The 21,292-nt window shown below is 68.7% G+C and carries 18 protein-coding genes, 3 tRNA genes and 1 pseudogene; 8 read left to right on the top strand and 14 right to left on the bottom strand.

Annotated elements, in window-relative coordinates; all coding sequences use genetic code 11:
• Window positions 1–54 precede the first annotated feature (54 nt).
• Window positions 55–495, bottom strand: a complete 441-nt coding sequence (locus IPG68_06675; protein MBK6762964.1) for a hypothetical protein — start codon at window positions 493–495, stop codon at window positions 55–57.
• Window positions 496–649: 154 nt separating this feature from the next.
• Here IPG68_06675 and IPG68_06670 point away from each other — a divergent pair, with 154 nt between their 5' ends.
• Window positions 650–1,309, top strand: coding sequence for a hypothetical protein (locus IPG68_06670; GenBank protein MBK6762963.1), 660 nt, complete (start codon window positions 650–652; stop codon window positions 1,307–1,309).
• Between the two features lie 404 nt (window positions 1,310–1,713).
• Here IPG68_06670 and IPG68_06665 read toward each other — a convergent pair.
• From IPG68_06665 to IPG68_06645, 5 genes and pseudogenes are all read right to left on the bottom strand, one after another.
• Window positions 1,714–3,107, bottom strand: a pseudogene (locus IPG68_06665) (RNB domain-containing ribonuclease).
• A 96-nt stretch (window positions 3,108–3,203) separates the two neighbouring features.
• Window positions 3,204–4,076 carry a metal-dependent hydrolase gene (locus IPG68_06660; protein MBK6762962.1) on the bottom strand — a complete coding sequence of 291 codons (873 nt, stop codon included), beginning with the start codon at window positions 4,074–4,076 and terminating at the stop codon, window positions 3,204–3,206.
• The gene (locus IPG68_06655) at window positions 4,034–4,771 is read right to left on the bottom strand and encodes a hypothetical protein (GenBank protein ID MBK6762961.1); all 738 of its coding nucleotides are present in this window, start codon (window positions 4,769–4,771) and stop codon (window positions 4,034–4,036) included. The genes IPG68_06660 and IPG68_06655 overlap by 43 nt, the downstream gene beginning before the upstream one ends.
• Window positions 4,768–5,856 (bottom strand): Nif3-like dinuclear metal center hexameric protein, encoded by a 1,089-nt coding sequence (locus IPG68_06650; protein ID MBK6762960.1) that lies wholly within the window; start codon window positions 5,854–5,856, stop codon window positions 4,768–4,770. The genes IPG68_06655 and IPG68_06650 overlap by 4 nt, the downstream gene beginning before the upstream one ends.
• Window positions 5,857–5,872: 16 nt before the next feature.
• Window positions 5,873–5,945: transfer RNA gene (locus IPG68_06645), tRNA-Val, on the bottom strand.
• A gap of 227 nt (window positions 5,946–6,172) precedes the next feature.
• Here IPG68_06645 and IPG68_06640 point away from each other — a divergent pair.
• Window positions 6,173–6,583, top strand: coding sequence for a DUF3052 domain-containing protein (locus tag IPG68_06640; protein ID MBK6762959.1), 411 nt, complete (start codon window positions 6,173–6,175; stop codon window positions 6,581–6,583).
• Between the two features lie 59 nt (window positions 6,584–6,642).
• Window positions 6,643–9,351, top strand: a complete 2,709-nt coding sequence (gene aceE / locus IPG68_06635) for a pyruvate dehydrogenase (acetyl-transferring), homodimeric type (protein MBK6762958.1) — start codon at window positions 6,643–6,645, stop codon at window positions 9,349–9,351.
• A gap of 18 nt (window positions 9,352–9,369) precedes the next feature.
• Here aceE and IPG68_06630 read toward each other — a convergent pair whose 3' ends face one another.
• The 4 genes from IPG68_06630 to IPG68_06615 form a co-directional block, all read right to left on the bottom strand.
• Window positions 9,370–10,596 (bottom strand): hypothetical protein, encoded by a 1,227-nt coding sequence (locus IPG68_06630; GenBank protein MBK6762957.1) that lies wholly within the window; start codon window positions 10,594–10,596, stop codon window positions 9,370–9,372.
• Window positions 10,593–10,985 (bottom strand): response regulator, encoded by a 393-nt coding sequence (locus tag IPG68_06625; protein ID MBK6762956.1) that lies wholly within the window; start codon window positions 10,983–10,985, stop codon window positions 10,593–10,595. Before IPG68_06625 ends, IPG68_06630 begins: the two co-directional genes overlap by 4 nt.
• Complete coding sequence (locus IPG68_06620) at window positions 10,957–14,979, bottom strand: S8 family serine peptidase (GenBank protein ID MBK6762955.1); 4,023 nt, start codon at window positions 14,977–14,979, stop codon at window positions 10,957–10,959. Before IPG68_06620 ends, IPG68_06625 begins: the two co-directional genes overlap by 29 nt.
• Before the next feature lie 194 nt (window positions 14,980–15,173).
• Window positions 15,174–15,662: a DUF3145 family protein gene (locus IPG68_06615; GenBank protein ID MBK6762954.1), complete on the bottom strand. Its 489-nt coding sequence runs from the start codon at window positions 15,660–15,662 to the stop codon at window positions 15,174–15,176.
• Between the two features lie 319 nt (window positions 15,663–15,981).
• Here IPG68_06615 and IPG68_06610 point away from each other — a divergent pair, with 319 nt between their 5' ends.
• Complete coding sequence (locus tag IPG68_06610) at window positions 15,982–16,425, top strand: hypothetical protein (protein ID MBK6762953.1); 444 nt, start codon at window positions 15,982–15,984, stop codon at window positions 16,423–16,425.
• Here IPG68_06610 and IPG68_06605 read toward each other — a convergent pair.
• Window positions 16,419–17,180 (bottom strand): DUF3445 domain-containing protein, encoded by a 762-nt coding sequence (locus tag IPG68_06605; protein ID MBK6762952.1) that lies wholly within the window; start codon window positions 17,178–17,180, stop codon window positions 16,419–16,421. The two genes, IPG68_06610 and IPG68_06605, sit on opposite strands and share 7 nt — an antisense overlap.
• 55 nt (window positions 17,181–17,235) lie before the next feature.
• Between IPG68_06605 and IPG68_06600 the strand changes: the two genes are divergently transcribed.
• Window positions 17,236–17,376, top strand: coding sequence for a hypothetical protein (locus IPG68_06600; GenBank protein MBK6762951.1), 141 nt, complete (start codon window positions 17,236–17,238; stop codon window positions 17,374–17,376).
• A gap of 1 nt (window position 17,377) precedes the next feature.
• Here IPG68_06600 and IPG68_06595 read toward each other — a convergent pair whose 3' ends face one another.
• Entirely contained in the window at window positions 17,378–18,310 is a 933-nt protein-coding gene (locus tag IPG68_06595; GenBank protein ID MBK6762950.1) for a CHAP domain-containing protein, read from the bottom strand.
• A 510-nt stretch (window positions 18,311–18,820) separates the two neighbouring features.
• Between IPG68_06595 and IPG68_06590 the strand changes: the two genes are divergently transcribed.
• Window positions 18,821–19,330 carry a hypothetical protein gene (locus IPG68_06590; protein ID MBK6762949.1) on the top strand — a complete coding sequence of 170 codons (510 nt, stop codon included), beginning with the start codon at window positions 18,821–18,823 and terminating at the stop codon, window positions 19,328–19,330.
• Window positions 19,331–19,429: 99 nt separating this feature from the next.
• Here the strand turns inward: IPG68_06590 and IPG68_06585 are convergent.
• Together IPG68_06585 and IPG68_06580 are read right to left on the bottom strand one after the other, a co-directional pair.
• A tRNA-Ile gene (locus IPG68_06585) sits at window positions 19,430–19,503 on the bottom strand.
• A gap of 74 nt (window positions 19,504–19,577) precedes the next feature.
• Entirely contained in the window at window positions 19,578–20,027 is a 450-nt protein-coding gene (locus IPG68_06580) for a hypothetical protein (GenBank protein MBK6762948.1), read from the bottom strand.
• Window positions 20,028–20,359: 332 nt separating this feature from the next.
• On the opposite strand from IPG68_06580, the gene IPG68_06575 reads away from it, so the two are divergent.
• Together IPG68_06575 and IPG68_06570 are read left to right on the top strand one after the other, a co-directional pair.
• Window positions 20,360–20,435, top strand: a tRNA-Asn gene (locus IPG68_06575).
• A gap of 47 nt (window positions 20,436–20,482) precedes the next feature.
• Window positions 20,483–21,283 carry a neutral zinc metallopeptidase gene (locus IPG68_06570; protein MBK6762947.1) on the top strand — a complete coding sequence of 267 codons (801 nt, stop codon included), beginning with the start codon at window positions 20,483–20,485 and terminating at the stop codon, window positions 21,281–21,283.
• Window positions 21,284–21,292 lie beyond the last annotated feature (9 nt).

Below are 21,292 nucleotides of genomic sequence, written 5' to 3'. Positions count from 1 at the left end.
GGGTGGGTGTTACCCACCGTCCTGCCCTGTGGAGTCCGGACTTTCCTCGACCTCTCAGCCGCGGCCGTCCGACCGACTCGCCTCCTCGAGTGTACGGCCCGCACGCGTGCCGATGACAGCAACGAGGACCAACACCGCCAGGACAGCGGTGACTGGAGCCCACAGCATGCGCTCACGGTCAGATTGTGTGGCCAGGTTCGCCAGCAATCCGAGAACGCTGTAACCGGCGGTGAACCAAGCCAGCACCGTCACCAGCCGACGCGGTGCCGACCGCAGCGGGCCGAGCCCGACCCTGGCCAGCACCGCGGCGGCCATGACCACCAGCAGCACGGCGGAGACCGCCGCCACCACCCGAGCCTCGACCGGCAACACACCGACGTTCGCCCCGCCCTGGGTGTACTCCCCCCACGGCGCGCCGAACACCAGTGCCACCTGGAACACCGCCACCAGACTGAGCAGGGCTGCAGCCGCGATGGCGGCGACGCGGACGCTCATCGTGACCTCCGGATGCTGGGCGGACCCATTCAGTATGGTCACGATGCGTGCGAGATTCAGCACGCTCGCGCGGCCGATGCGTCTGGCCGCGGAGCGCCCAGTCGCCCAGGCGAAGAAGGGTGACTCACAACGGCTCGCGCGGCAGACTGTGGGCATGGACGTCGAGGCCCTCAGGCTCGCGGTCTACCAGTCGTTCGCACGGACGGGCCATCCCCCCGACACCGGAGCGCTGACAACCGGGTTGGACGCCAACGAGTCGGAGGTGGCCGAGGGGTTGCGTGCGCTGGCCGGTGCCCGGCATCTGGTCCTGGACTCCGACGACCGGATCGCGATGGCACACCCCTTCGCCGCCATTCCTCTGGGCTTCTCGGTTATGGGCGCAACCACACTGTGGTGGGGCGGTTGCGCGTGGGATTCCTTCGCGCTGCCCCACCTGCTGCCTGCACAGAGCCCGGTCCTGGTGGCGACGCGCTGCCCTGCCTGTGCAAGGCCACATGCATGGAACGTCGGCACCGACGCTCCCCCTGATGGCGACCAGATCGCCCACTTCCTCGTGCCGGCCGCGCACATCTGGGATGACGTCGTGCATACCTGCAGCCACCAGAGTCTGTTCTGTTCCATGGACTGCATAGACGCCTGGTTGGAGAGCACCGGCCATGAGCGCGGTTACACCATGGACCTGGCGACTCTATGGCGGCTGGCCCGCAGTTGGTACGCCGGGCGGTTGGATCCGGGGTACGTGCGCCGAGATCCCTCGGAGGCCGCCGAGTACTTCCGCGAGGTCGGACTCACGGGGCCGTTCTGGGGGCTGTGACAGGATCAGCCCGCGGCTTCAGCGCGAACACGACGCGGCCTCCGACGACCAGGGGGACCACCCGCCGTGAAAGGCCTTCGCGCCACTCCAGAACAAAGGTTGAGGGGCTCCTCTCAGTATGGGTGAGAGGAGCCCCTCGGACGCTCGGAGTACGGGGAGGTGGTGAGTTGCCGAGGGCCCGCGTGGCGTTAACGCCTGATCGCTTCTCCGCGATTTCGTGGACTCCCGCGGGGATCCGGCCTCGTCTCTTGGATCTCTCCTGTGTTGGCGAGCGCAGTGCTCGCACCTCAGCGATGACTTGGCCTCGATGCCCCTGTGTGTACCTCCCGGTCTGCCGAACGTGTACCTCATTTCTAGACCGGCTGCGCGACCGGTGACAACCGGCATCAGGGACAATCATCCGTTCAGACAGACCCACCGGACTGATCGATCGGTACGAATTGCACACAGCGTTGCGGAATGTCCACTTGTGCCAGTTGCAGTCCTACTCGCCGCCCCAGCGGCAACCGCTCCCCGACCCGCGCGATCACCGGCGGCTGCGTCAACTGCACCCGGCTCGACGACTCCTGCACGTCGAGGACGACCGCCTCGAAGTGCTCGCCCACACGGTCCTGCAGGACGAAGGCCTCAACCAGGTCGACGTTGGCCCGCTCCAGCGCGCGGGCCCGCCGACCACCGTCGGCCATCAACTCCGGCAGCGTGTCCAGACTCGAGCGCACCCACCCGGGCACCTCGGACCCCTCGCACAGCGACAGGCAGATCTGCAGCCCCCAGCGGTCCACGAGCCGGCGCAACGGGGCGGTGACATGCGCGTAGGGGGCGGCGACCGCGGAGTGTGTCGACAGCGCGGGACCCTTCCCGGCGAAGGCGGTGTAGCCGGCCCCGCGCAAGAGGATCACGCAGGCATTGAGGAACGCTGCCTGGGCGGGAACCGTGGGATCCATCATGGCGATCACCTGCGGGTAGGTAGCTCCGTCAGGCCAGTCCACAGCCAGCGACTTCGCCACGGAGCGCACCCGTGCGATGTCCGCGGCGGACGGGGCAGGCATGGTGCGCAGGATGCCGATCCCGCCGGCGAGCATCATGGAAGCTGCCGCCCGACCGGTCAGCAGGGAGATCTGCGCGTTCCAGTCCTCCACCGCCAGCGGCCGCCGCAACTCGAGCCGGAAGGAACCGCCGTCGCTGACGACCTCCTGCTCGGCACCTGGTAGCGACACTCCCCACGGGCTCGTTCCTGCTCCTGCAGCAGCTGGCCCACCTCCCGCAGCAGTCCCAGCGACCCATCTGCTCGATCGGCGTCGAACTCGGCCTGAACCTGCTCGTACGACAACTTCGCGCGGCTGCGCACCATCGCCCGCTGCAGACGCGAGGCCTCGAGTGCACCGGAGCCGTCGAGGTCCAGTTGCCACACCAGTGCCGGACGCTCGCGGCCGGGAAGCAGACTCGCGGCGTCCTCGGACAGCACCGTGGGGTGCAGCGGCACCTTCCGGTCGGGGCTGTACAGGGTCACGACCCGCTGCCGGACCTCGGCGTCGAGGTCACTGCCCGGGGTCAGGAAACCGGGCACATCGGCGATCGCGTAGTGAACGCGGTAACCCTGCCTGCGGCGCTGGATGAACACCGCCTGGTCGAGATCCATCGCACCCTCGGGGTCGATCGTCACGAAGGGCAGTTCGGTGGCGTTCACATCGGTGCGGTGGGATGACCGCGCTGCAGCCTGCGCCTCGCGCTGGGCCGCCGGGCCGAAGTCCTCGGTGACCTCCAACTCCTCGCGGATGCGTTCGAATCCGGCGAGCAACTCCGCCACCGGGACGCGAGCGGACAGGTAGGTCGGGGCCACACGCACACGGTAGTGCCGCGGGTCCGCCGTTGGTCTCCCATCGGCAGCCCCGTCCTATCCGACGGTGGTCACCGCCACCAGGGTCGACTCGTCGGGCTGCTCGTATCGCACCGACAGTGCACCGAGTTCGCGCAGCGACGTGACGTGGGTGCCACCGCACGCGATGCGGAAGGTTCCTTCGGGGACGTGGCAGCACCAGTACCGCATGTCGGTCAGGTGCGGCCCTTCCGTTTCGATGTCCACCGAGGCGTCCGCCCGCATCCACTCCCGGACCTTCGCCTCGACCCGCTGCGGCAGGTCGTCGAGTTGTGCCAGCAGACCCGCGGTGTCGAAACCCTTCTTCCGCAGCGACTTGCCGAGCCGGTAGGTGTCGCGGGCCTCGTCCGCGACCATCCTCGACGAGGTCAGCGCGATCCGGTCGAAGTCCGGATTGCCGATCCCGTCGAGCGCGACCTCCTTGCGCCACAGGTCGGCGACGACGCTGTTCAACGCCAGAGCGGAGACGTGGCAACCGGTGTGAGCCCGGCTCAACGCCACCCGCCGCGCCGCATCCACCTGCAGGTCCACGACCGCCCCGGGCTGTGGGGCACCACCGGCGAGGACGTGCACGACCACCCACTCGTGATCCGGGTCCCCGCGACGGGCACCGATGTCCTCACCCACGCTGACCGTGCCGTCCGCAGCGATGGCGCCCACCAGGCAGTCGGCCAGCGGCACTGTGTCAAGGGTTCCCTCGTCGGCCGGCTGGTCGGGCCAGGTCGGGTCCACCGGGTGGAACGGCGTGCGGTCGGTGATGACGCCGGACCGGTCGCCGAGGTCGATCACCCGCACCACCGTGCCGCTGCCCTGGATCACCCCAGCCGGGAAGTCGACGATCGTGCCGGTCACAGTCCCGACTCCCCTGTGCGCACCATGATCGCCCCGCACTCCTCGCAACGCACCACATCGTCAGATGCCGCCGCGCGGACCCGGTCGAGGTCGGTCGAACTGAGCACGATCTGGCAGGCGCCGCACCGACGGTGCTGCAGCAGGGCAGCCCCGGTGCCGGAACGATCCCTGACCTTCTCGTAGAGCGCGAGCAGATCGGCGGGCAGTTCCGCGGCGACCTCGGCGCGCCGCTGTTCAAGGGCCACAATCTCCGCCGCGATCTCATCCGAGCGGCGGTCCCATTCCTGCGCCGTTTGGTCAGCCCTGGCCCGGGCCTCGGCCAACAGGCCCTCCGCCGCTGCCAGGCCGGAGCTCGCCTCCTCCATCCGTTCCATGATCTCGATCTCGACGTCCTCCAACTCCGCCTGCCGGCGGGCCAGACTCTGGAGTTCATGTTGGATGTCCACCAACTGCTTGGCCCCCGCCACGCCCGTGTCCAGTGTCTGCTGGTCGCGCTCGATCCGGGACCGGACCGTCTGCACGTCGTTATCCGCCCGGGCGATCTCACGTTCGAGGTCCTTGATCCGGGTGCGGGTGTCGACCAGCGACTCCTCCGCGGTCACCACGGCCGCCCGGGCCTGCGTGGCGCTGGCCTTGAGCTCCGACCTCGCCGACTCTTGCGCCAACTGCGCGAGCTTGCGATCCACCAGTGGCAGCTCGAGCAGTGCCTCCTGCACAAACGGGTCAGCTTTCATGTGCTTCCTCCTACATGGCCGGTCCATGGATCCGTCACCAGAGTGCTGACGTGGGTGCGCAGGCCCAGAGCCTGCAGTCGCTGCGCGGTCGCCGGGCACCACGGCCACTCGCTTGCCCAGTGGGCAACATCTACCACGGCGCAACCACCCTCGGCCAGATGCTCATCGACCGTGTGGTGCTTCAGATCGGCGGTCACGAGGACATCAGCCACCGCACTGGCTGCGCCCAACTCCGAGGCGCCGGAACCCCCGACGACGGCCACGCGCCGCACTGTCGCCTGCGGATCCCCGGCGAAGCGCACACCCGCAGCCGTGTCCGGCAGAGCGGCACGCACCGATGCGGCGAACTCGGCAAGGGGCTGCGGGTCGACCATGCCGACCCGGCCGAGCCCGACGCCCTCATCGAGCCGGCTGATCTGCGTGAGGTCGTAGGCGGGCTCCTCGTAGGGATGAGCCGCTCGCAACGCGGCGGTGACCGCATCGCGCCGGCGCAGGGGCAGCACCATCTCGAGGCGGTCCTCCGTTACACGTTCCACGTCCCCCACCGTTCCGATGTGGGGTTCGGCGCCGGGCAGCGGCCGGAAGGTCCCCTCACCGGGTGTGGTGTAGGCACAGCGGTCGTAGGCACCGATGGCTCCGGCGCCCGCCTGGGACAACGCGTCGATCAGCCGCTCACGGTCGGCTGCAGGCACGTACACCGTCAAGCGCAGCAGGGTCGTGTGGCGGCGCTCGAGCGGCTCGGTGTCGCGCAGGCCCAGGGCCGCCGCCAGCGCGTCGTTGACACCTGGCCGGGCGCGGTCGGCGTTGGTGTGCGCGTTGAACAGCGCGATCCCGTGCCCGATCAACTCCTGGGCCAACCGGCCCTTGGCCCCGCGCAAGGCGGTCACCCCCGAGAGCCACAGCGGATGATGGGTGAGCAGCAGGTCGACACCGAGTTCCTCTGCCTGTGCCGCGACCGACGCGGTGGGATCGACGGCCAGCAGCACCGAGCGCACGTCGGCGTCGGGATCCCCGAACGCCAGGCCGACGGCGTCCCAGGGCTCGGCCAAGTCCGGCGGGAACCAACTGTCGAGTCGGTCGACCAGGTCAGCGAGACGCACGTGGGCCCGGCCGGACTCGAACCGACGACCTTCCCGGTGTAAGCGGGGCGCGCTACCAGCTGCGCTACGGGCCCAGACCAGGGTATCGGCAGTGGCGGGAGGGTGGTGCGTCCCCATCCGGGCCTGACGGCGACGCACCACCTTGCTCTCATCGTGGGGCCGATCCGGCGACCGCGCATCCGCAACATCAACCGCCCGATCTGGACCGGTTGCGCACAACATGCCCCGAAGGACTTGCAACTGGCGCGCGTGTTGTGTGGACTACTCCTGTGTCCGGTGCAGCCTTATCCGTACGAGTCCCATGAGCACCCAGGCTCAAGACCAATTGCCACTCGGCTTAGCGCAGGGACAGGCGGTGATGGAGATCGGCTTCGACGCCGATTGTGACGACACCATCCGCGATGCCTTCGCCGCCGCCATCGGCGCCGACCTGCTCGACGAGGACAGCGACGAGATCGTCGAGGCCGTGCTGCTGTGGTGGCGCGACGACGACGGCGACCTCGTCGACGGGCTGATGGACGCCCTCGGCCCGCTGGCCGACAACGGCGTCATCTGGCTGCTCACGCCGAAGGCGGGCCGCGTCGGTCACATCGACCCGGCCGACATCGCCGAGGCGGCACCCACGGCCGGACTGCAGCCCACGCGCACGATCAGCGCCAGTCGCACCTGGCAGGGCACCCGGCTGGTGGCCCCGAAGTCAGCCCGTCGCTAGCACTGTCACAACCCGCGCCTCGGGGCTAGGGTCGAAGTCGACCCGAAAGGCGGTGCCCGGTGAAGCCTGGTGGCATTCCGACGCAGTACGTGGATTCCGACCCCGAGGAGAGCCGGGAGTGGATCGAGTCGCTGGACGCGACGATCGACGCCGCCGGCCCGACCCGCGCCCGCTTCCTGGTCCGCGAACTCCTGCGGCGGGCAGCTGAGCGCAGCATCGGCATCGCGGATCTCCGGCAGACCGACTACATCAACACCATCCACCCCGGGGACGAACCCGAGTTCCCGGGCGACGAGGAGGTCGAGCACCGCATCCGCGCGTTCGTGCGCTGGAACGCCGCGATCATGGTGCATCGCGCGCAGCGACCAGGCATCTCTGTCGGCGGTCACATCAGCACCTACGCGTCCTCCTCCTCGTTGTACGAGGTCGGCTTCAACCACTTCTTCCAGGGTCCCGGGATCGACGGTGGCGACCAGGTCTTCTACCAGGGCCATGCGTGCACCGGCATCTATGCGCGTGCCTTCCTGGAGGGCCGGCTGACCGAGGACCGGCTGGACGGCTTCCGCCAGGAGCTCAGCCACGGCGGGCTCGGCGCCGGGTTGCCCAGTTACCCGCACCCGCGTCTGATGGGCGACTTCTGGCAGTTCCCGACGGTGTCCATGGGCCTCGGACCGGACGCGGCGCTCTACCAGGCCCGCTTCAACCGCTACCTGCACAACCGCGGCATCAAGGACACCTCGCGACAGCACGTGTGGGCCTTCCTCGGCGACGGCGAGACCGACGAGCCGGAAACCCTCGGCCACCTGGACGTCGCGTCCCGGGAGGGACTGGACAACCTCACGTTCGTCGTCAACTGCAACCTGCAGCGCCTCGACGGCCCGGTGCGCGGGAACAGCCGCATCATCCAGGAACTGGAGGCCACGTTCCGCGGTGCCGGATGGAACGTCATCAAGGTCATCTGGGGCCGCGAGTGGGACGACCTGCTGGCCCGCGACACCGAGGGTGCGCTGGTGACCCTGATGAACGAGACGGTGGACGGCGACTACCAGACCTTCAAGGGGGAATCCGGCGCGTACGTCCGAGAGCACTTCTTCAACAAGGACCCGCGGATCGCCGCGATGGTGGCCGACTACACCGACGACCAGATCTGGAAGCTCAAGCGCGGCGGGCTCGACTACCTGAAGCTCTACGCGGCGTACAAGGCCGCCCTGGAGCACAAGGGTCAGCCCACCGTGATCCTCGCGAAGACCGTCAAGGGCTGGACGCTCGGCTCGCACTTCGAGTCGCGCAACTCCACCCACCAGATGAAGAAGCTGACCCTCGATGACCTGCTCGCGTTCCGGGACCGCTTGAAGATCCCCTTCACCGACGAGCAGATCGACGCGAAACTGCCGCCCTACTACCACCCCGGACCCGACGACCCCGGCATCCAGTACATGCTCGACCGGCGCCGGGAACTCGGCGGCTCGCTGCCGTACAGGCAGCAGAAGTCACGCCCGCTGACCCTGCCCGGCGACAAACCGTACGACGTCGTCCGCCGCGGTTCCGGGTCGCAGGAAGTGGCCACGACCATGGCCTTCGTCCGGCTGTTCAAGGAGTTGCTGAAAGACCCGGAGATCGGCAAGCGGTTCGTGCCGATCATCCCCGACGAGGCCCGCACGTTCGGGATGGACGCCATGTTCCCGGTGCAGAAGATCTACAACCCGGCCGGCCAGTTGTACCAGTCGGTGGACCGGGAGTTGTTCCTCTCCTACAAGGAAGCCGTCAACGGACAGATCCTGCACGAAGGGATCAACGAGGCAGGATCGGCGGCCTCGTTCCAGGCGGCGGGCTCGTCCTACTCCACGCACGACGAGCCGATGATCCCGGTGTACATCTTCTACTCGATGTTCGGCTTCCAGCGCACGGGCGACCAGTTCTGGGCGGCCATGGACCAGCGGGTGCGCGGCTTCCTGCTCGGCGCCACCGCCGGACGCACGACGCTGAACGGCGAGGGCCTGCAACACGAGGACGGCCACTCGCACCTGCTGGCATCGACGAATCCGGGCGTGGTGGCCTACGACCCGGCGTTCTCCTTCGAGATCGCGCATATCGTCAAGGACGGTCTGCGCCGCATGTACGGCGAGGACTCCGAGGACGTCTTCTACTACCTCACCGTCTACAACGAGCCGATCGTGCAGCCCGCCGAGCCTGAAGGGGTGGATGCCGAGGGGATCGTCAAAGGCATGCACCTCTGGTCGCGGGGCGAGGGCAACGGCCCGCGCGTGCAGTTGCTGGCGTCCGGTGTGTCCGTGCCCTGGGCGGTGACGGCGCAGCAGCTACTGCAGTCCGACTGGGGGGTCAGCGCCGATGTCTGGTCGGTCACCTCTTGGACCGAGTTGCGTCGCGACGCCCTGGCCGCCGAACGTGCGGCCCTGCTGGATCCGGCGGCGCCGGCGCGGGTGCCTTACGTGACCCAGCGGTTGGCCGAGGCACCGGGTCCGGTGGTGGCGGTCAGCGACTACATGCGCGCCGTGCAGGACCAGATCCGCCCCTTCGTGCCGGGCGACTTCATGTCTCTGGGCACTGATGGCTGGGGCATGTCCGACACCCGTGGCGCGTTGCGGCGGCACTTCCTCGTCGATGCCGAGGCAATCACCGTGCAGGCGCTGGCGATGCTGGCCCGGCAGGGGGCCGTCGATCCGCAAGCCGTGGCTACGGCCGCGCGCCAGTACCGGCTGGACGACCCCGGCTCCGCGGAGGCTGGGAACACCGAGGGCGGCGGCTGAGCCCGGAGTGCCGCGGGCTCAGGCCCGGCCCTGAGCTTTGGCTGCCTCCCAGAGTGCCTCCCGGGCATCCGGGTGGGCGGCGTGGTCGATCAACTGCCGCACCTGCTCGCGCTCGTCGTTGCCGAAGATCTGCGCCAGCCCGTTCTCGGTGACCACCGACGAGTGCTGGAACGAGGTCACCGGACCCTCGATGAGCGGCACGATCGTGGACACCTGGGCGCGCGGATGCCAGGAGGGAAGCGCGATGAACGCGTGTCCGCCTTGCGAATGCAGCGCGCCGACGATGAAGTCCGTGGATCCCCCGAACCCCGAGTAGATGCGGCCCTTGATGCGCGACGCGTTGGCCTGGCCGTACAGGTCGACCTGCAACGCGGAGTTCACGCTGATCATCGATGGCGTGCGGCTGATCCGGCCGGGGTTGTTGGTGACCTCCGTGCGCCGCATCCGCACCAGGCGGTTCCCGTCGAGCCAGTCGTACAGGCGCTGACTGCCGAAGACGAACGATGCCGTCAGCGGCACGTCGGTGTCGAAGCAGCCCAACTCGTGCAGGGCCAGGACCCCGTCGGAGAACATCTCCGACCAGATCCGCAGACCGCGCCGGCCGGTGAGCGAGCCCAGAACCGCGTCCGGCACTCCCCCGATCCCCAACTGCAGCGTGGCCCCGTCCGGGATGCGGCTGTAGATGCGCCCGGCGATCGCCTGCGCGACCTCGTCCGGCGCGGGCGGCTCGAGCGCCATCAGCGGCTCGTCGACCTCGATCGCGTAGTCGATGTCGTCCACGTGGACCAGGGCGTCGCCGTAGGTGTGCGGCATCCGCGGGTTCACCTGCGCGATCACCAGCCCCCCGCGGTCACGCACTGCTTCCAGCACGGCCGGCAGGATGTTTACCTCCAGGCCCATTGACACCACACCGTCGCGGGGGGCCGAGGTGTGCAGCAGCAACACGTCCACCGGAAGGGCGTTGCGCAGGATGATCGGCGTGAGGCTCAGCCGGCAGGGGTAGTACATGAGCGACGGGCTGCGGCGCATCCCCGGTCCGACGAAGGTGGTCTCGTGGGTCACGCCCGGCCGGCCGGGGATTTCCCCCTGGGCGTTGAGCATGTGCAGGATGTACGACGGGATCGCCTCGTCGAGCACCTTCAACAAGGTCTGCGGAGTCGCGAAGTTGCCGGGCGCGACGACGCGCGGATGCGGCGACAAGGACTCGAGGCGGCTGGCCAGGTTCTCCGGCCGGATTGTCTTCACAGTGTGGGCTCCATCTCGCCGCCGCCTTCCAGGACCCTTTCGATCCAGTCCAGCAGCGCTCCGGGGTCGAAGGGCTTGGGCAGGAACACGTTGGCGCCGGCGCTCCAGCCGGCCCACGTGGTCGCATCGTCGGACATCGCAGTGAGCAGGATGACCGGCAGTTCTTTGGTGCTCGGCCGTGCGCGCAGTTCGGTGAGGACGTCCAGGCCGCTGATGCCGGGCATCATGATGTCCAGGACCACACAGTCGGGCAGTTCGTCGGCCGAGAGGACCTCCAGTGCGCTCGGGCCGTCCACGGCTTCGACAACCTCGTGGTCCTCCAGTTCCAGGGTGTCGCGGATCAGGTCGCGGACGCTGGGTTCATCGTCGACGATCAGGATCGTGGCCATCAGTCCCCTCCGGCTTAAGCTGCACTACGAACGTTGATCCTGCTCCTGGACTCGACTTCAGCCTAACGTCACCGCCCATCGCACGCGCTAGTTCCCTGCTGATGTGAAGGCCCAGCCCACTGCCGCCCGTGCGCATCGTCAGCGGGTCCTCGATCCGGTAGAACCGCTCGAATACGCGCTCCTGTTCATCGGCGGCGATACCTGGACCATGGTCTGTGACCCGCACCTCGACCGGGTCGCCGGCCCCGAATGTGAGGTCGATCTGCGTACCGGCCGGGGTGTACTTCAGCGCATTCCCCACGAGGTTCCCGATGATCTGGACCAAGCGGGTCGGATCGGCCAGCACGAGCAGCGGCGGAACATCCTCGATGGTGATGCGCCCCTCGGCATCGGGGAAAGCAGTGGCGGCCTCCCGCACAAGAGCCACGACATCCACGCTCTGCATTTCGACACGGAGGGTGGTGTCCGTACTGGCCCGCGCGGCGATCAGCAGATCATCGACCAGCCGGGTGAGGTGGTTGGCCCGCTCCTCGATCGTGTCGAGCACCTTGTTGCGCTTCTCCTCGCTCATGCGGTCCCAGCGGCGCCGCAGCAGATCGGCGTAGCCACGGATCGGCGTGATCGGGGTGCGCAACTCGTGGGACACCGTCGCGATGAAGTCGGCCTTCATCCGTTCGGCGCGGCGCTCGCGGGTCATGTCCCGGATGGTGATGACACTGGTCGCCGCAGAACCAACGACGTCCACACGCGTGACGTGCAGGGACAGGCTCTGACCGTCGGCGCGGTCGAACTCCAGCTCGAGGCCTTGCCGATCCGGCGGCACGGAGATGATCCGGCGCACGATCTCCGGGTACTCGTCTCCTCGCGGTGCCGCCACGCCGGTGATCCGTTCGGCCGCTGGGCTCCACAGCAGCAACCGGCCACCGGTGTCGACCACCGCGATGCCGTCGGTGGCGTGATCGACGACTGCCTGCAGTTTGGCGGTTTCCGCGGTCAGCGCGGTCAGCGTCTGGCCTGCCCGCACAGACGAACCCACCGCGGCTGTCAGCGCCACCAGGCCAGGCTTGTCGGTGTCCTCCAGCTCCCAGGAGCGCGCCCAGGGCAACCGGCTCAGCACGCCGACCGGGTCGCGGTGGCTCCCAAGGGCCAGCACCCCGCCGCCGGACTGGTCATCGAGCCGCACAGCCACCCCGGCGCGCCAGCCGGTGGGCAGCGACCCGGCATCGAGCGTTCGCGCCTCGCGCGGCATGAGCGATGGCGCGGACCACGCCGGATCGGACCCGAAATGAAGTCCCGAATGCAGCACGACCGTGTACTCGTCGGCGCCGTAGACCCTGCGAAGGGCCTCCGCCGCGCGCGGGATGACCTCGTCGGGGACGCCGGGGGTGGCCACCGCCTGCCCGAGTTCCACCAGCCAACGGCTGCGCTCCCGGGCTTCGGCGTGCGAGGCGCTGGCACGGTAGGCGTACCACAAGGCCACCGCGGGCAGGGCGGTCAGCGGGACGAGCACCGGGGTGTTCTGCCAGATGGACAGCGCCATCATGGAGACCCCGACCGAACCGACCGCCATGCCTACGCTCAACCACCACTGCTCGGCGAGGAACTCCCGGGGCGGCACGTCCCCGGCGGCGTACAGGATCACCGACAGCAGCAGCAGGTTCACGAAGGCGAACACGAGCGCAGCGATCACCAGTACAGTCATGGACCGCGCGCTGAAGGTGCCAGCACCGGCATCCAGCACGTAGTACGTGATCATCAGCCCGGTGCTGGCCACCGTGTAGGAGGCGAGGTTGAACACCGACTTGACCAGCGGCCGGCGCAGCAGGGCCGCCACCAATGCGAATCCCAGCAGAGTCGTGACCATCAGGGGCAGCGGCGGCAGGACCAGCAGGCCCCAGATCATGACCACTTCGACGAACGCCAGTTCCTCCCACGAGTCGGCGTGCCGCACGGGCACGTAGATGACCTCCGACAGGGCTGCGAGCGCGAAGAAGAGGGCCAGTAGCCACCAGGGCACCGGCTGCTCGATGTCCGCCGGGAGGGTGACCAATCCCGGCAGGACAGCGAGCACCGCGAGGCACAGAACGGCGATGCCGGCCACACTCGAGACGACGAGATTGGGCGAGAGCCATGCCGGACGGGCCTGACGCAGGCCCTCTCGAACCTGCGTCATCGGCACCTCCTCAGGGCAGTAAGGAATTTCCCAACCCTGAGTCGCCCAACGCCTGCTGTCCCACTCGGTGGTCGCCCAGCGGCGGCTGTCGAAGGAGAAGTCGGCCCAACGGCGGCTCGACCAGTCACCGGACGCCCAGCGGCGGCTGTCCCAGCTGTAGTCGGCCCAGCGGCGGCTGTCCCACGCTTCGTCGGCCCAGCGGCGGCTCACCCAGGACACGTCGGCCCAGCGCCGGCTCGACCAGTCGGAGTCGGCCCAGCGGCGGCTGGCCCAGCGGCGGCTGGCCCACGTGTTGTCGCGCCACATCTGCAGGATGGTGGGGTCGGTCTCAGCGGTCCGCAGCATCCAGGCGAAGGACAACCAGTCATCGGCAGCCCAGCGCCGGCTCGACCAGTCGGAGTCCGCCCAGCGGCGGCTGTCCCACATGTCCTGCAGCCATTGCTCGTCGGCCCAACGACGGCTCACCCACTCGTCGCTGGCCCAGCGGCGGCTCTTCCAGGCGTCGGTGGTCCAGTGGTGGCCGGCCCAGCGCCGACTTTCGAAGGTGCCGTCGTCGGTGGTCAGCGCCTGCACCAAGGCGGCGATCGACCAGGCGTTGGCGGCCCAACGCCGGCTCTGCTCTGACAGTTGCACCCACGCCTTGGCGACGGCCCGCAGGTCGCCGTCCTGCCACGCCTTGGCGAACTGCGCCCACACGGCGGCGTCGGCTTCAGCCGGCCCGAACCGCGGCGAGTCGTCCATCGGGTTGCCTTGCACGGTGGGCACCGGGGCCGTCAACGCAGCGGCCAGGTCCAGTCCACCGTTGCCCGCACCGTCCTTGGCCCGCAGCCCGGAGGTGCGGTAGGCGGTGTCGACGAGCAGCGCCTTGGCTTGATCCGGGGTCAGGTCCGGCCGCTGAGCCAGCAGGGCCGCCAGGGCACCGGCGGTCACGGCCGCGGACATCGAGGTGCCGGTCCCCTTGAGGAAGTCGTCACCGACGCGCGATCCCGGGTTCTCCAGGTAGGCCTGGCTGCCCGGCGCGGCGGTCGAGATCAACGACACGCCAGGGGCCACGATGTCCGGGCGCACCTCGCCGTAAGCCTTGCCGTAGCTCGAGAAGTCCGGAACGGTGTCGTCGCCGCGCGCGGCGGTGTCCGCCTCGTCCTGGGAACCCGCGACGAGCAGTACCGGATCGGTGGCCGGCGAGGACACGGCGTCCTTGCCATCGTTACCGGAGGCGACCACCACGGTGACCCCGCGCGCCCACAGCCGGTCGAGGCCGCGGGTCAAGGGGTCCAGCCACGGAGGCAGCGGGCTCTCCGTGCTCAGCGCCAGCATCGCGACGTCCAGCGAGGGGTCCTCGGCACGGTGGTCGGCGACCGCCTGCAGTCCGGCCAGCACCCGCGCGAGATCGGTGTTGCCGTCCCGGTCGGCCACCTGCACGTCGAGCACCTGTGCGCCCGGGGCGACCCCGCCGTACTGGGTGTCGTCACCGGCCACGAGGCCGGCCATGAAGGTGCCGTGACCGAGGCCATCGCCCCGACGGTCGCCGGAGACGTTGACGTGCTCGGTCACATCGATGTCGGCGCTGGCATCCACGCCGGTGTCGATCACGGCCACCGTGATGCCGGTGCCGCCTTGCGCGCCCGGGGCGCCGATCGTCTCGCGGAAGGTGTTCTTGTCGTCCGACGGGCTGGCCGCAGCAGGCGCCGCGTTGAACTCCATCGTCACGTTGGGGACCACGAACGACCCCTCGGGCGCGGCGGCCTGAGCGGGCAGATCCGCAAGCAGGGCCTGGGCGATCTCGAAGGTCTGAACGACATTGCCGCCGGCTGCGGTCACATTTCCCTCTTAGGATCGCCACCAGGCACATCGCTCTACGCCGCCGAACGGGTGAACGCACGCCGTCTCAACGGCGACCTCACCCTATCGGGTCAACATCACTGAGGAAAACGCACCGATGCCACCACCTCAGGCAGGGACCTCCCGCGGTGCTGATCGTGCGTACTGGGCCGAACGGGTGACACCCGGGCGCCTCACCCCACGCGCGTCAACCACCTGACCCCTGCGTCGCCGGCCATCCGGAAGGGTTCAAGCTCGTCATCCCAGGCCTGGCCGAGCAGCAGCGCGAGTCCGTCCCGGGGGTCGGATTCAGCCAGCAGTGGGCGGAGCCGTTCTTCGGAGACGAGGATGTCGCCGGTGGGTCCGGTCGCCGCCCGGAACATGCCCAGCGTGGGCGTGACGCAGAAGCGTTCCCCCGGTCCTGTGGCCGATTCCTCAGTGACCTCGAACCGCAAGTGGGGGAAGCCGCGCAGGGCGGTCGCGATGGCCGCCCCCACGCCGACCGCGCCGAACCACTGCATCTCGCACCGGAACGTGCCGGGCTGCACCGGCTGAGCCGCCCAGTCGTACGGGTGCGTGCGTTGCACCGCGCGCTCGACAGCCCACTGGACATGGGACATCAAGGCCCTCGGGCAGGAGTGGATGAAGACCACTCCCCGGGCTGCCGCCTGGGTACCGCTCATGAGGCCCTCCTCGTCTCGCTTCGCCTTCCCCAGCGTCGAGACCCACAAGGACCGAGATCAGGATACGCGTCAGAGGGGACTTCGCCAAGGAACCTCCGACGGCGTGGCGCCGGTGTCCGGCGGTGGCCGGGCCGAGCAGCCAACCCGTGCCAGTCGCCCTGTGTCCCACGTACCGGCTCGTGCCGCCTGCGTCAGCGACTCCTCCGCGGCGGCAGGGTCCCGCCGCGGGAAGCTGCACCCTCACCAGATCGGACTAAGCGACTCAGACGACGCGCACGGATACCGATACAGACGGCATCGTGGCGAGGAGGTGATACCGGTGCTGACACGTGATCCGGCCGGAGTGCTGGCCACCGCGTTCGCCGCAGGGGACATCGACACCGACATCACCGAGATCATCCGGCCGGCGGCCATCATCCCGGAGGACTCCGCGCGGTCGATCCTGGTCGAGATGGCGCTGCGCGACACCACCAACGGCGGCTTGTGGTCGGCCGATCCGGCACGCTGGGCCCGCTACGACATGCCGTGGCGCAGTCCGGACGACCCGGGACATGCCCGCCTCATCGGCACCGTCCAGATCGCGTATGGCACTCCCACCACGTACGAGATCACTGTCTACTGCGCCACGATCACGGCCTACGCGTCGCGTATGGGCTGGACGGTCGTGTCCCTGTGTGATGCCGCGCTGGGGCTCGGCGGCCTGACGCTGGCAGCCTGCCCGCGGGCGACCCTGGCGCAGCCGCCGAAGCCGTTGCGCTACTGAGGCGCGCGGGACCAGCCCCGATAGGCCGCCAGATCCTCGGGCGTCTGCGTGATGGAAGCGAGCAGTGCCGTTGCCTGATGCTCGTCGAGGTCGGCGACCGGCACGACCGTCGTCCGGATCGAGAAGACGATCGACTCCCCCACCGGGACCAGACACTGCCGCTCCACGCGCAGGTACCCGTCTCGGCCGGGCACGTACCTGGGTCCGATCGGAGCCATCGGCTGGAACAGGACCGGATCGTCGAGCACGGTCCAGTTCGTCCGCCAGCGCGGTGCCTGCTTGACGATGGCGGCGAACGACGCCTCGGTCGGGCGCCCCAACTCATCCCGATACCGCGGAACCGGATCATGGATCGACAGCACATCCTTGCCCAACTTCTCCCGGAGGAGCCACCGCGAGGGAAAGCAGACGACGGCCGCGGTTAGCACCCAGGACCCGTCCCGCTGCTCGAGCACGCACAGGTCATCGCGAACCTGCAAGGCGGCTTCCACGAGGGGATGGTCCTCCCCGGGCAAGCGCTGGCCCGTGACCGCGGCGACGCGGGTGGCCACCTGTTCACAGGCAGCCAGCGAGTCGGGCAGTGCGGCGAAGACCTCTCCCCGGCGCTCGGACAGCAACTCCCGGCGCACGGGCATCTGGGGATGGTCCGGATCTGCATCCAGCCAGGTGTCCAGGTCCAGCGGCCGCAGCCCCATGGTCAAACGGTGAGGCGCTCCGGAGAAGATCTCAGGCGGGATCCCGGCCGGGGCATCCATGTGCCGAGGCTACCCCCGCGCGGATGGACACCCGAAAGCGGGGAACGACCCGGCCATGAGTGACGAAGAGACCCATCACCGGTGGGTGCGGACGATGACCGATTCCGGGCAGGTGCAGATGTGGTGCCTGGAGTGCGACAGTCCGGCCGCACAGTGCAGTCGCTTCGTGGCGGAAGCGTTCGGCGACCGCACCTGAACTATGCGTTGACCTTCGCGTGCAGGTAACCGATGTGGGCCAACGACCCGTAACCGGCCAGCTTGCCATTCGCGTTCATGGTCAGGTGCCACGAGCCGCTGCGATTGGCATTCTGCTCGACGAAGGTGACCACGCGCCCCGTCACGGACGACACCACCGCGACGTGACCGTAGCCGCTGCTGCCGCCGGTCCACACGATGATGTCGCCCGGCACGGGCAGGTAGCCGTCGCCGGCCGGATGCTTGTCGAAGACGTCAGCCGGCGCCGTCCGCATGAGCTGGCCGGCGTTGCCCATGATGTTGCTGGTCACCCACCCCTGGGTCCGGACGAACCGGTTGACCAACTCGACGCACTGGTACTTGGTGCCGTAGGTCCCGCGCACTGCACATCCCGAGGCACATCCGTTCCCGCCGTTGCTGCGCACGTCCACGCCGCGGCCGTTGAACCAGTCGGTGCCCTTGATAAGGGTGGTGCCGAATGGTTGCCATCCGTAGGACCGGGGAACCGCCGAGACGGAGGCCGAGGCAGGGCGGTTCAAGGTGGGAGTGGACGACTGAGCAGCGGCCGAGCCGGTGACGCTGAAGGCCCCCCACTTGGACTTCCATCGCCGCAGGTCGTCGCGGCACTTGACGCGCAGCCGCCACTCGCCGGTCGCACTGCCCGGCTGCTGGGTCCAGGGGAACTGCATGAAGCCGGAGGTGGCCCGTGCCCGGGGGCCTTTCCAGACCTCAGTGGCGTCGTGCCGCACGATGAGGCGGCAACGGGTACCCCGCGGAACGAAGGCGCCAACCGAAGCATCGGTCCCGGCAGGCACCGTGGCGGGCACATCGACGAGTTCGAGGCGCACCGGGTCGAGGTCCACGGCCGACGCCGGCGTGGCCGTCAGGGCCGCCATCACCCCGGCCGACACCAGTGCCACGACCATGCGTTTCACAGGTACCCCGGTTCCGCTTGACGACACTGTCAACTGCCTCGCGGAAACCTAGCGGTGCGTGAAACCGGCGGTCAAGGGGCATAACGGGCATTTCGGCCACCCGCGTCGAACGTGTCCGATTTCCGAACAGACCGTTCAGACAATCGCCCATGTCTGCATCGGCGCGAACAACGGGGAGGACAATCACGGCGTGGGGTCTCTCCCCGCCGTCCGCCCTTGAGGTGGGATGACAGCGTGTCGTGGGCACCGACCTCCCACTGCGCGTACTCGCGGTTGACCAGGCAGGAACGCAGCATCCCCACCACGCGAGCCAGGTATTCAGTGCCCTGCGCGGTGGCCTCCATGGCCTCCTTGCTCTCCCAGAAACTCACTGTCTGGGCCTGGTTGGTGCGGTGATTGATGTAGATGGCCGGACCTACCGCCTGACGGGCTGCTCCGAGGCCCCGTCCTCCGCACCGGTCCCAAGGACGGGGCTCTCACACGCGGATCCACCGCCGCTACGTTGCCGCCATGGTCTTCTTCTTGACTCCGTGGGTCATCACGTTCGCCGGATGGGGCATCCACGTGGCCGCCGACCGCAGCGAGCACGCCCGCACCCCCCGCCGGGTGGTGGAGTTGCTGTTGCTGTGGGTACTGGTCTTCGGTGGCGCATGGACGCTGGTGGCGGCCCTCGGGCACCTCGGTCCCAACTCCGCGGAGATCGCGGCCGGCATCGGCTACGCGCCGTCGATGTTCCAGTGGGAGGTCGGCTGGGCCGACGCGGCGATCGGAGTCCTGGGGATCGGCTGCGCCTGGCGGCGCGACGGCTGGCTGACCGCCGCCGTCGTGGTCCTGGCGATCTGCTACTGGGGAGACGCGATCGGCCACGTCATGCAGTGGAGCGCGCACAACAACACCGCACCCGACAACGTCTGGGCCATCCCCAGCGATGTGCTCGGGCCCTTGCTGGCCGTGGTACTTCTGATCGCCTACCGCCGGATGTCATGGCACGACCGGGCTCCGGAACCGGTGGCCAGCTGAACGGTGGGGCGCTGCCACACGCCCGACATAAGAGCCGCTGCAAAACCGACAAGAACGACGTCGCGGGACACCGTCTAGATGTCCCGCGACGTTTCACTGTGGGGCGACCGGGGCTTGAACCCGGAACCAACGGATTATGAGTCCGGCGCTCTGACCGATTGAGCTATCGCCCCGGACTTGAGTCTAGGCCGCACAAGCGAAGGGGAGCGACCGGCTGTGCCGACCGCTCCCCTTCGGGTGCTTGGTGCTACTTCTTCACCTTGATGGTGATCTTGCCCAGCGCCTGGCCGGTCGGGATCGAGCCCGCCGGCAGGCCGAGGACCTGCGCCAGCAGGACAGCGGGGTCCTGCTTGGAGCCGAGCGCCTCGACGCTCTTGTTCAGGCTGGCGGTGGCGTTGTTCCACGTGCCCTTCTTGGCGATCTTGTTCTTGCCGCCCTTGATCACCAGGATGTTCTTGATGTTCAGGGGGTCCGGGGTCACCGGGTTGCCGACATCGGCGGTCGCCTTGCCGGTCTTGTAGTTGATGACGATGTTCTCCAGCGACACGAAGCCGGCGGCGGTGGTGAGCTTCAGGCCACCCTTGTGGGTGATGGTCTTGCCCTTGAGCTTGGCCGGGAAGCTGATGGTGGTTCCGCTGAGCTTCGCGGGCTTGACGGCCGACGGGGTCACCCCGACGGCGCTGAACGCGGAGACCAAGCCTGCTGTCGAGCTTGAGCGTGGTGGTGTTCTGCTTGGCCATGGCCGGAGCCGCAGCGAAAGCCGTACCTACCAGCGCCAGACCAGCGGCACTGGCGGTGATACGACGAACAATCATGGGTGCATCCCTTTCGATATGAATCAGGTGACATCACAGTACCCAAGGCGACTGGACTCCACACCACAAAAACGTGCCTCGATCATTGACGTTGCCGAACCGCAACCTCCCCGGCGCACCGACCAACCGAACGACCCATGCACACGCACCGGATAGCGTGACTGCGCGCCCCGGGGGAAGCACCACGACGGGCGATCGGTACGCTAGGGAAGATTCCCGCGTAGCTCAATTGGCAGAGCATCCGACTGTTAATCGGACGGTTACTGGTTCGAGTCCAGTCGCGGGAGCCACCTTCGCCGCACGTCATGAACACCTCGACGGCACTACCGTTTCTCCAATGATCAAGTTGCTCACCCCCATGGTCGCCGCGCTGGTCCTGGTTGCCGGCTGCGGCGGGACCACCCCGTCGGATCCAGGAACACCCGCGGTCCCGGAGCAGGCGACAGTCCCGGCCGGCGGCGAGCGGACCGGCGCTGTCCCCACCTCTGCGCCGTCGGGGACCTCGTTCTCCTTCAAGGCCGAGGGCGAGACGCAGGAGTTCGACTTCGCGGCGTACGACGAGGCGATGGATCTGGCACTCGGAGCGATCAACGAGTACTGGATCGAGACCCTGCCCGCCGAGTTCGGCATCGAGTGGACCGACCCGGGCGAGTTCATCGCGTACTACCCGCCGGAGCAGGACGGCCCGGATTGCGGCGGCCAGCCGGTGGGTCCGGAGAACGCCGTGTACTGCTCGCAGAGCGACGGCGACTACATCGCGTGGGACGAGCCCGGCCTGATGGTCCCCTACTACGAGGAATTCGGGGATATGGCCAACGCGGTGATCCTGGCCCACGAGTTCGGGCGCCTGGGGCTCAGCGAGCAGTTCCCCCTCACGATCGAGTCCGAACTGCAAGCGGACTGCTTCGCGGGGGCCTGGGCCGGGTGGGCCGACGAACAGGGCCTACTGGGCGCAGATGCCGCCGACCAGGCCGCCGCCGCGGTGGTCTCGGTCGCGGATCCCGAAGGCGTGCCGTGGAACGACCCCGACGCGCACGGCACCGCCGATGAACGCCTCGAGGCGTTCGCCATCGGAGTCGATAGCGGCGCGGCAGGCTGCGTCGACACCTTCGTGCCCGGATTCTCGACGCAGGGCTGACCAGTACCC

It is taken from the genome of Micrococcales bacterium, assembly GCA_016703125.1.
Taxonomy (GTDB): domain Bacteria; phylum Actinomycetota; class Actinomycetes; order S36-B12; family UBA10799; genus JADKAV01.
Note: the sequence above shows the minus strand (reverse complement) of the source record. Positions and strands in the feature narration are given on the sequence as shown.

Excerpts from the sequence above, each read along its gene's own strand:
- IPG68_06655 (MBK6762961.1), bottom strand. The coding sequence starts at position 4,771 with ATGAAAGCTGACCCGTTTGTGCAGGAGGCACTGCTCGAGCTGCCACTG.
- IPG68_06625 (MBK6762956.1), bottom strand. The coding sequence starts at position 10,985 with ATGGCCACGATCCTGATCGTCGACGATGAACCCAGCGTCCGCGACCTG.
- IPG68_06570 (MBK6762947.1), top strand. The coding sequence starts at position 20,483 with ATGATCAAGTTGCTCACCCCCATGGTCGCCGCGCTGGTCCTGGTTGCC.
- IPG68_06600 (MBK6762951.1), top strand. The coding sequence starts at position 17,236 with ATGAGTGACGAAGAGACCCATCACCGGTGGGTGCGGACGATGACCGAT.
- IPG68_06605 (MBK6762952.1), bottom strand. The coding sequence starts at position 17,180 with ATGGATGCCCCGGCCGGGATCCCGCCTGAGATCTTCTCCGGAGCGCCT.
- IPG68_06615 (MBK6762954.1), bottom strand. The coding sequence starts at position 15,662 with ATGAGCGGTACCCAGGCGGCAGCCCGGGGAGTGGTCTTCATCCACTCC.
- IPG68_06675 (MBK6762964.1), bottom strand. The coding sequence starts at position 495 with ATGAGCGTCCGCGTCGCCGCCATCGCGGCTGCAGCCCTGCTCAGTCTG.
- IPG68_06670 (MBK6762963.1), top strand. The coding sequence starts at position 650 with ATGGACGTCGAGGCCCTCAGGCTCGCGGTCTACCAGTCGTTCGCACGG.
- IPG68_06640 (MBK6762959.1), top strand. The coding sequence starts at position 6,173 with ATGAGCACCCAGGCTCAAGACCAATTGCCACTCGGCTTAGCGCAGGGA.
- IPG68_06590 (MBK6762949.1), top strand. The coding sequence starts at position 18,821 with ATGGTCTTCTTCTTGACTCCGTGGGTCATCACGTTCGCCGGATGGGGC.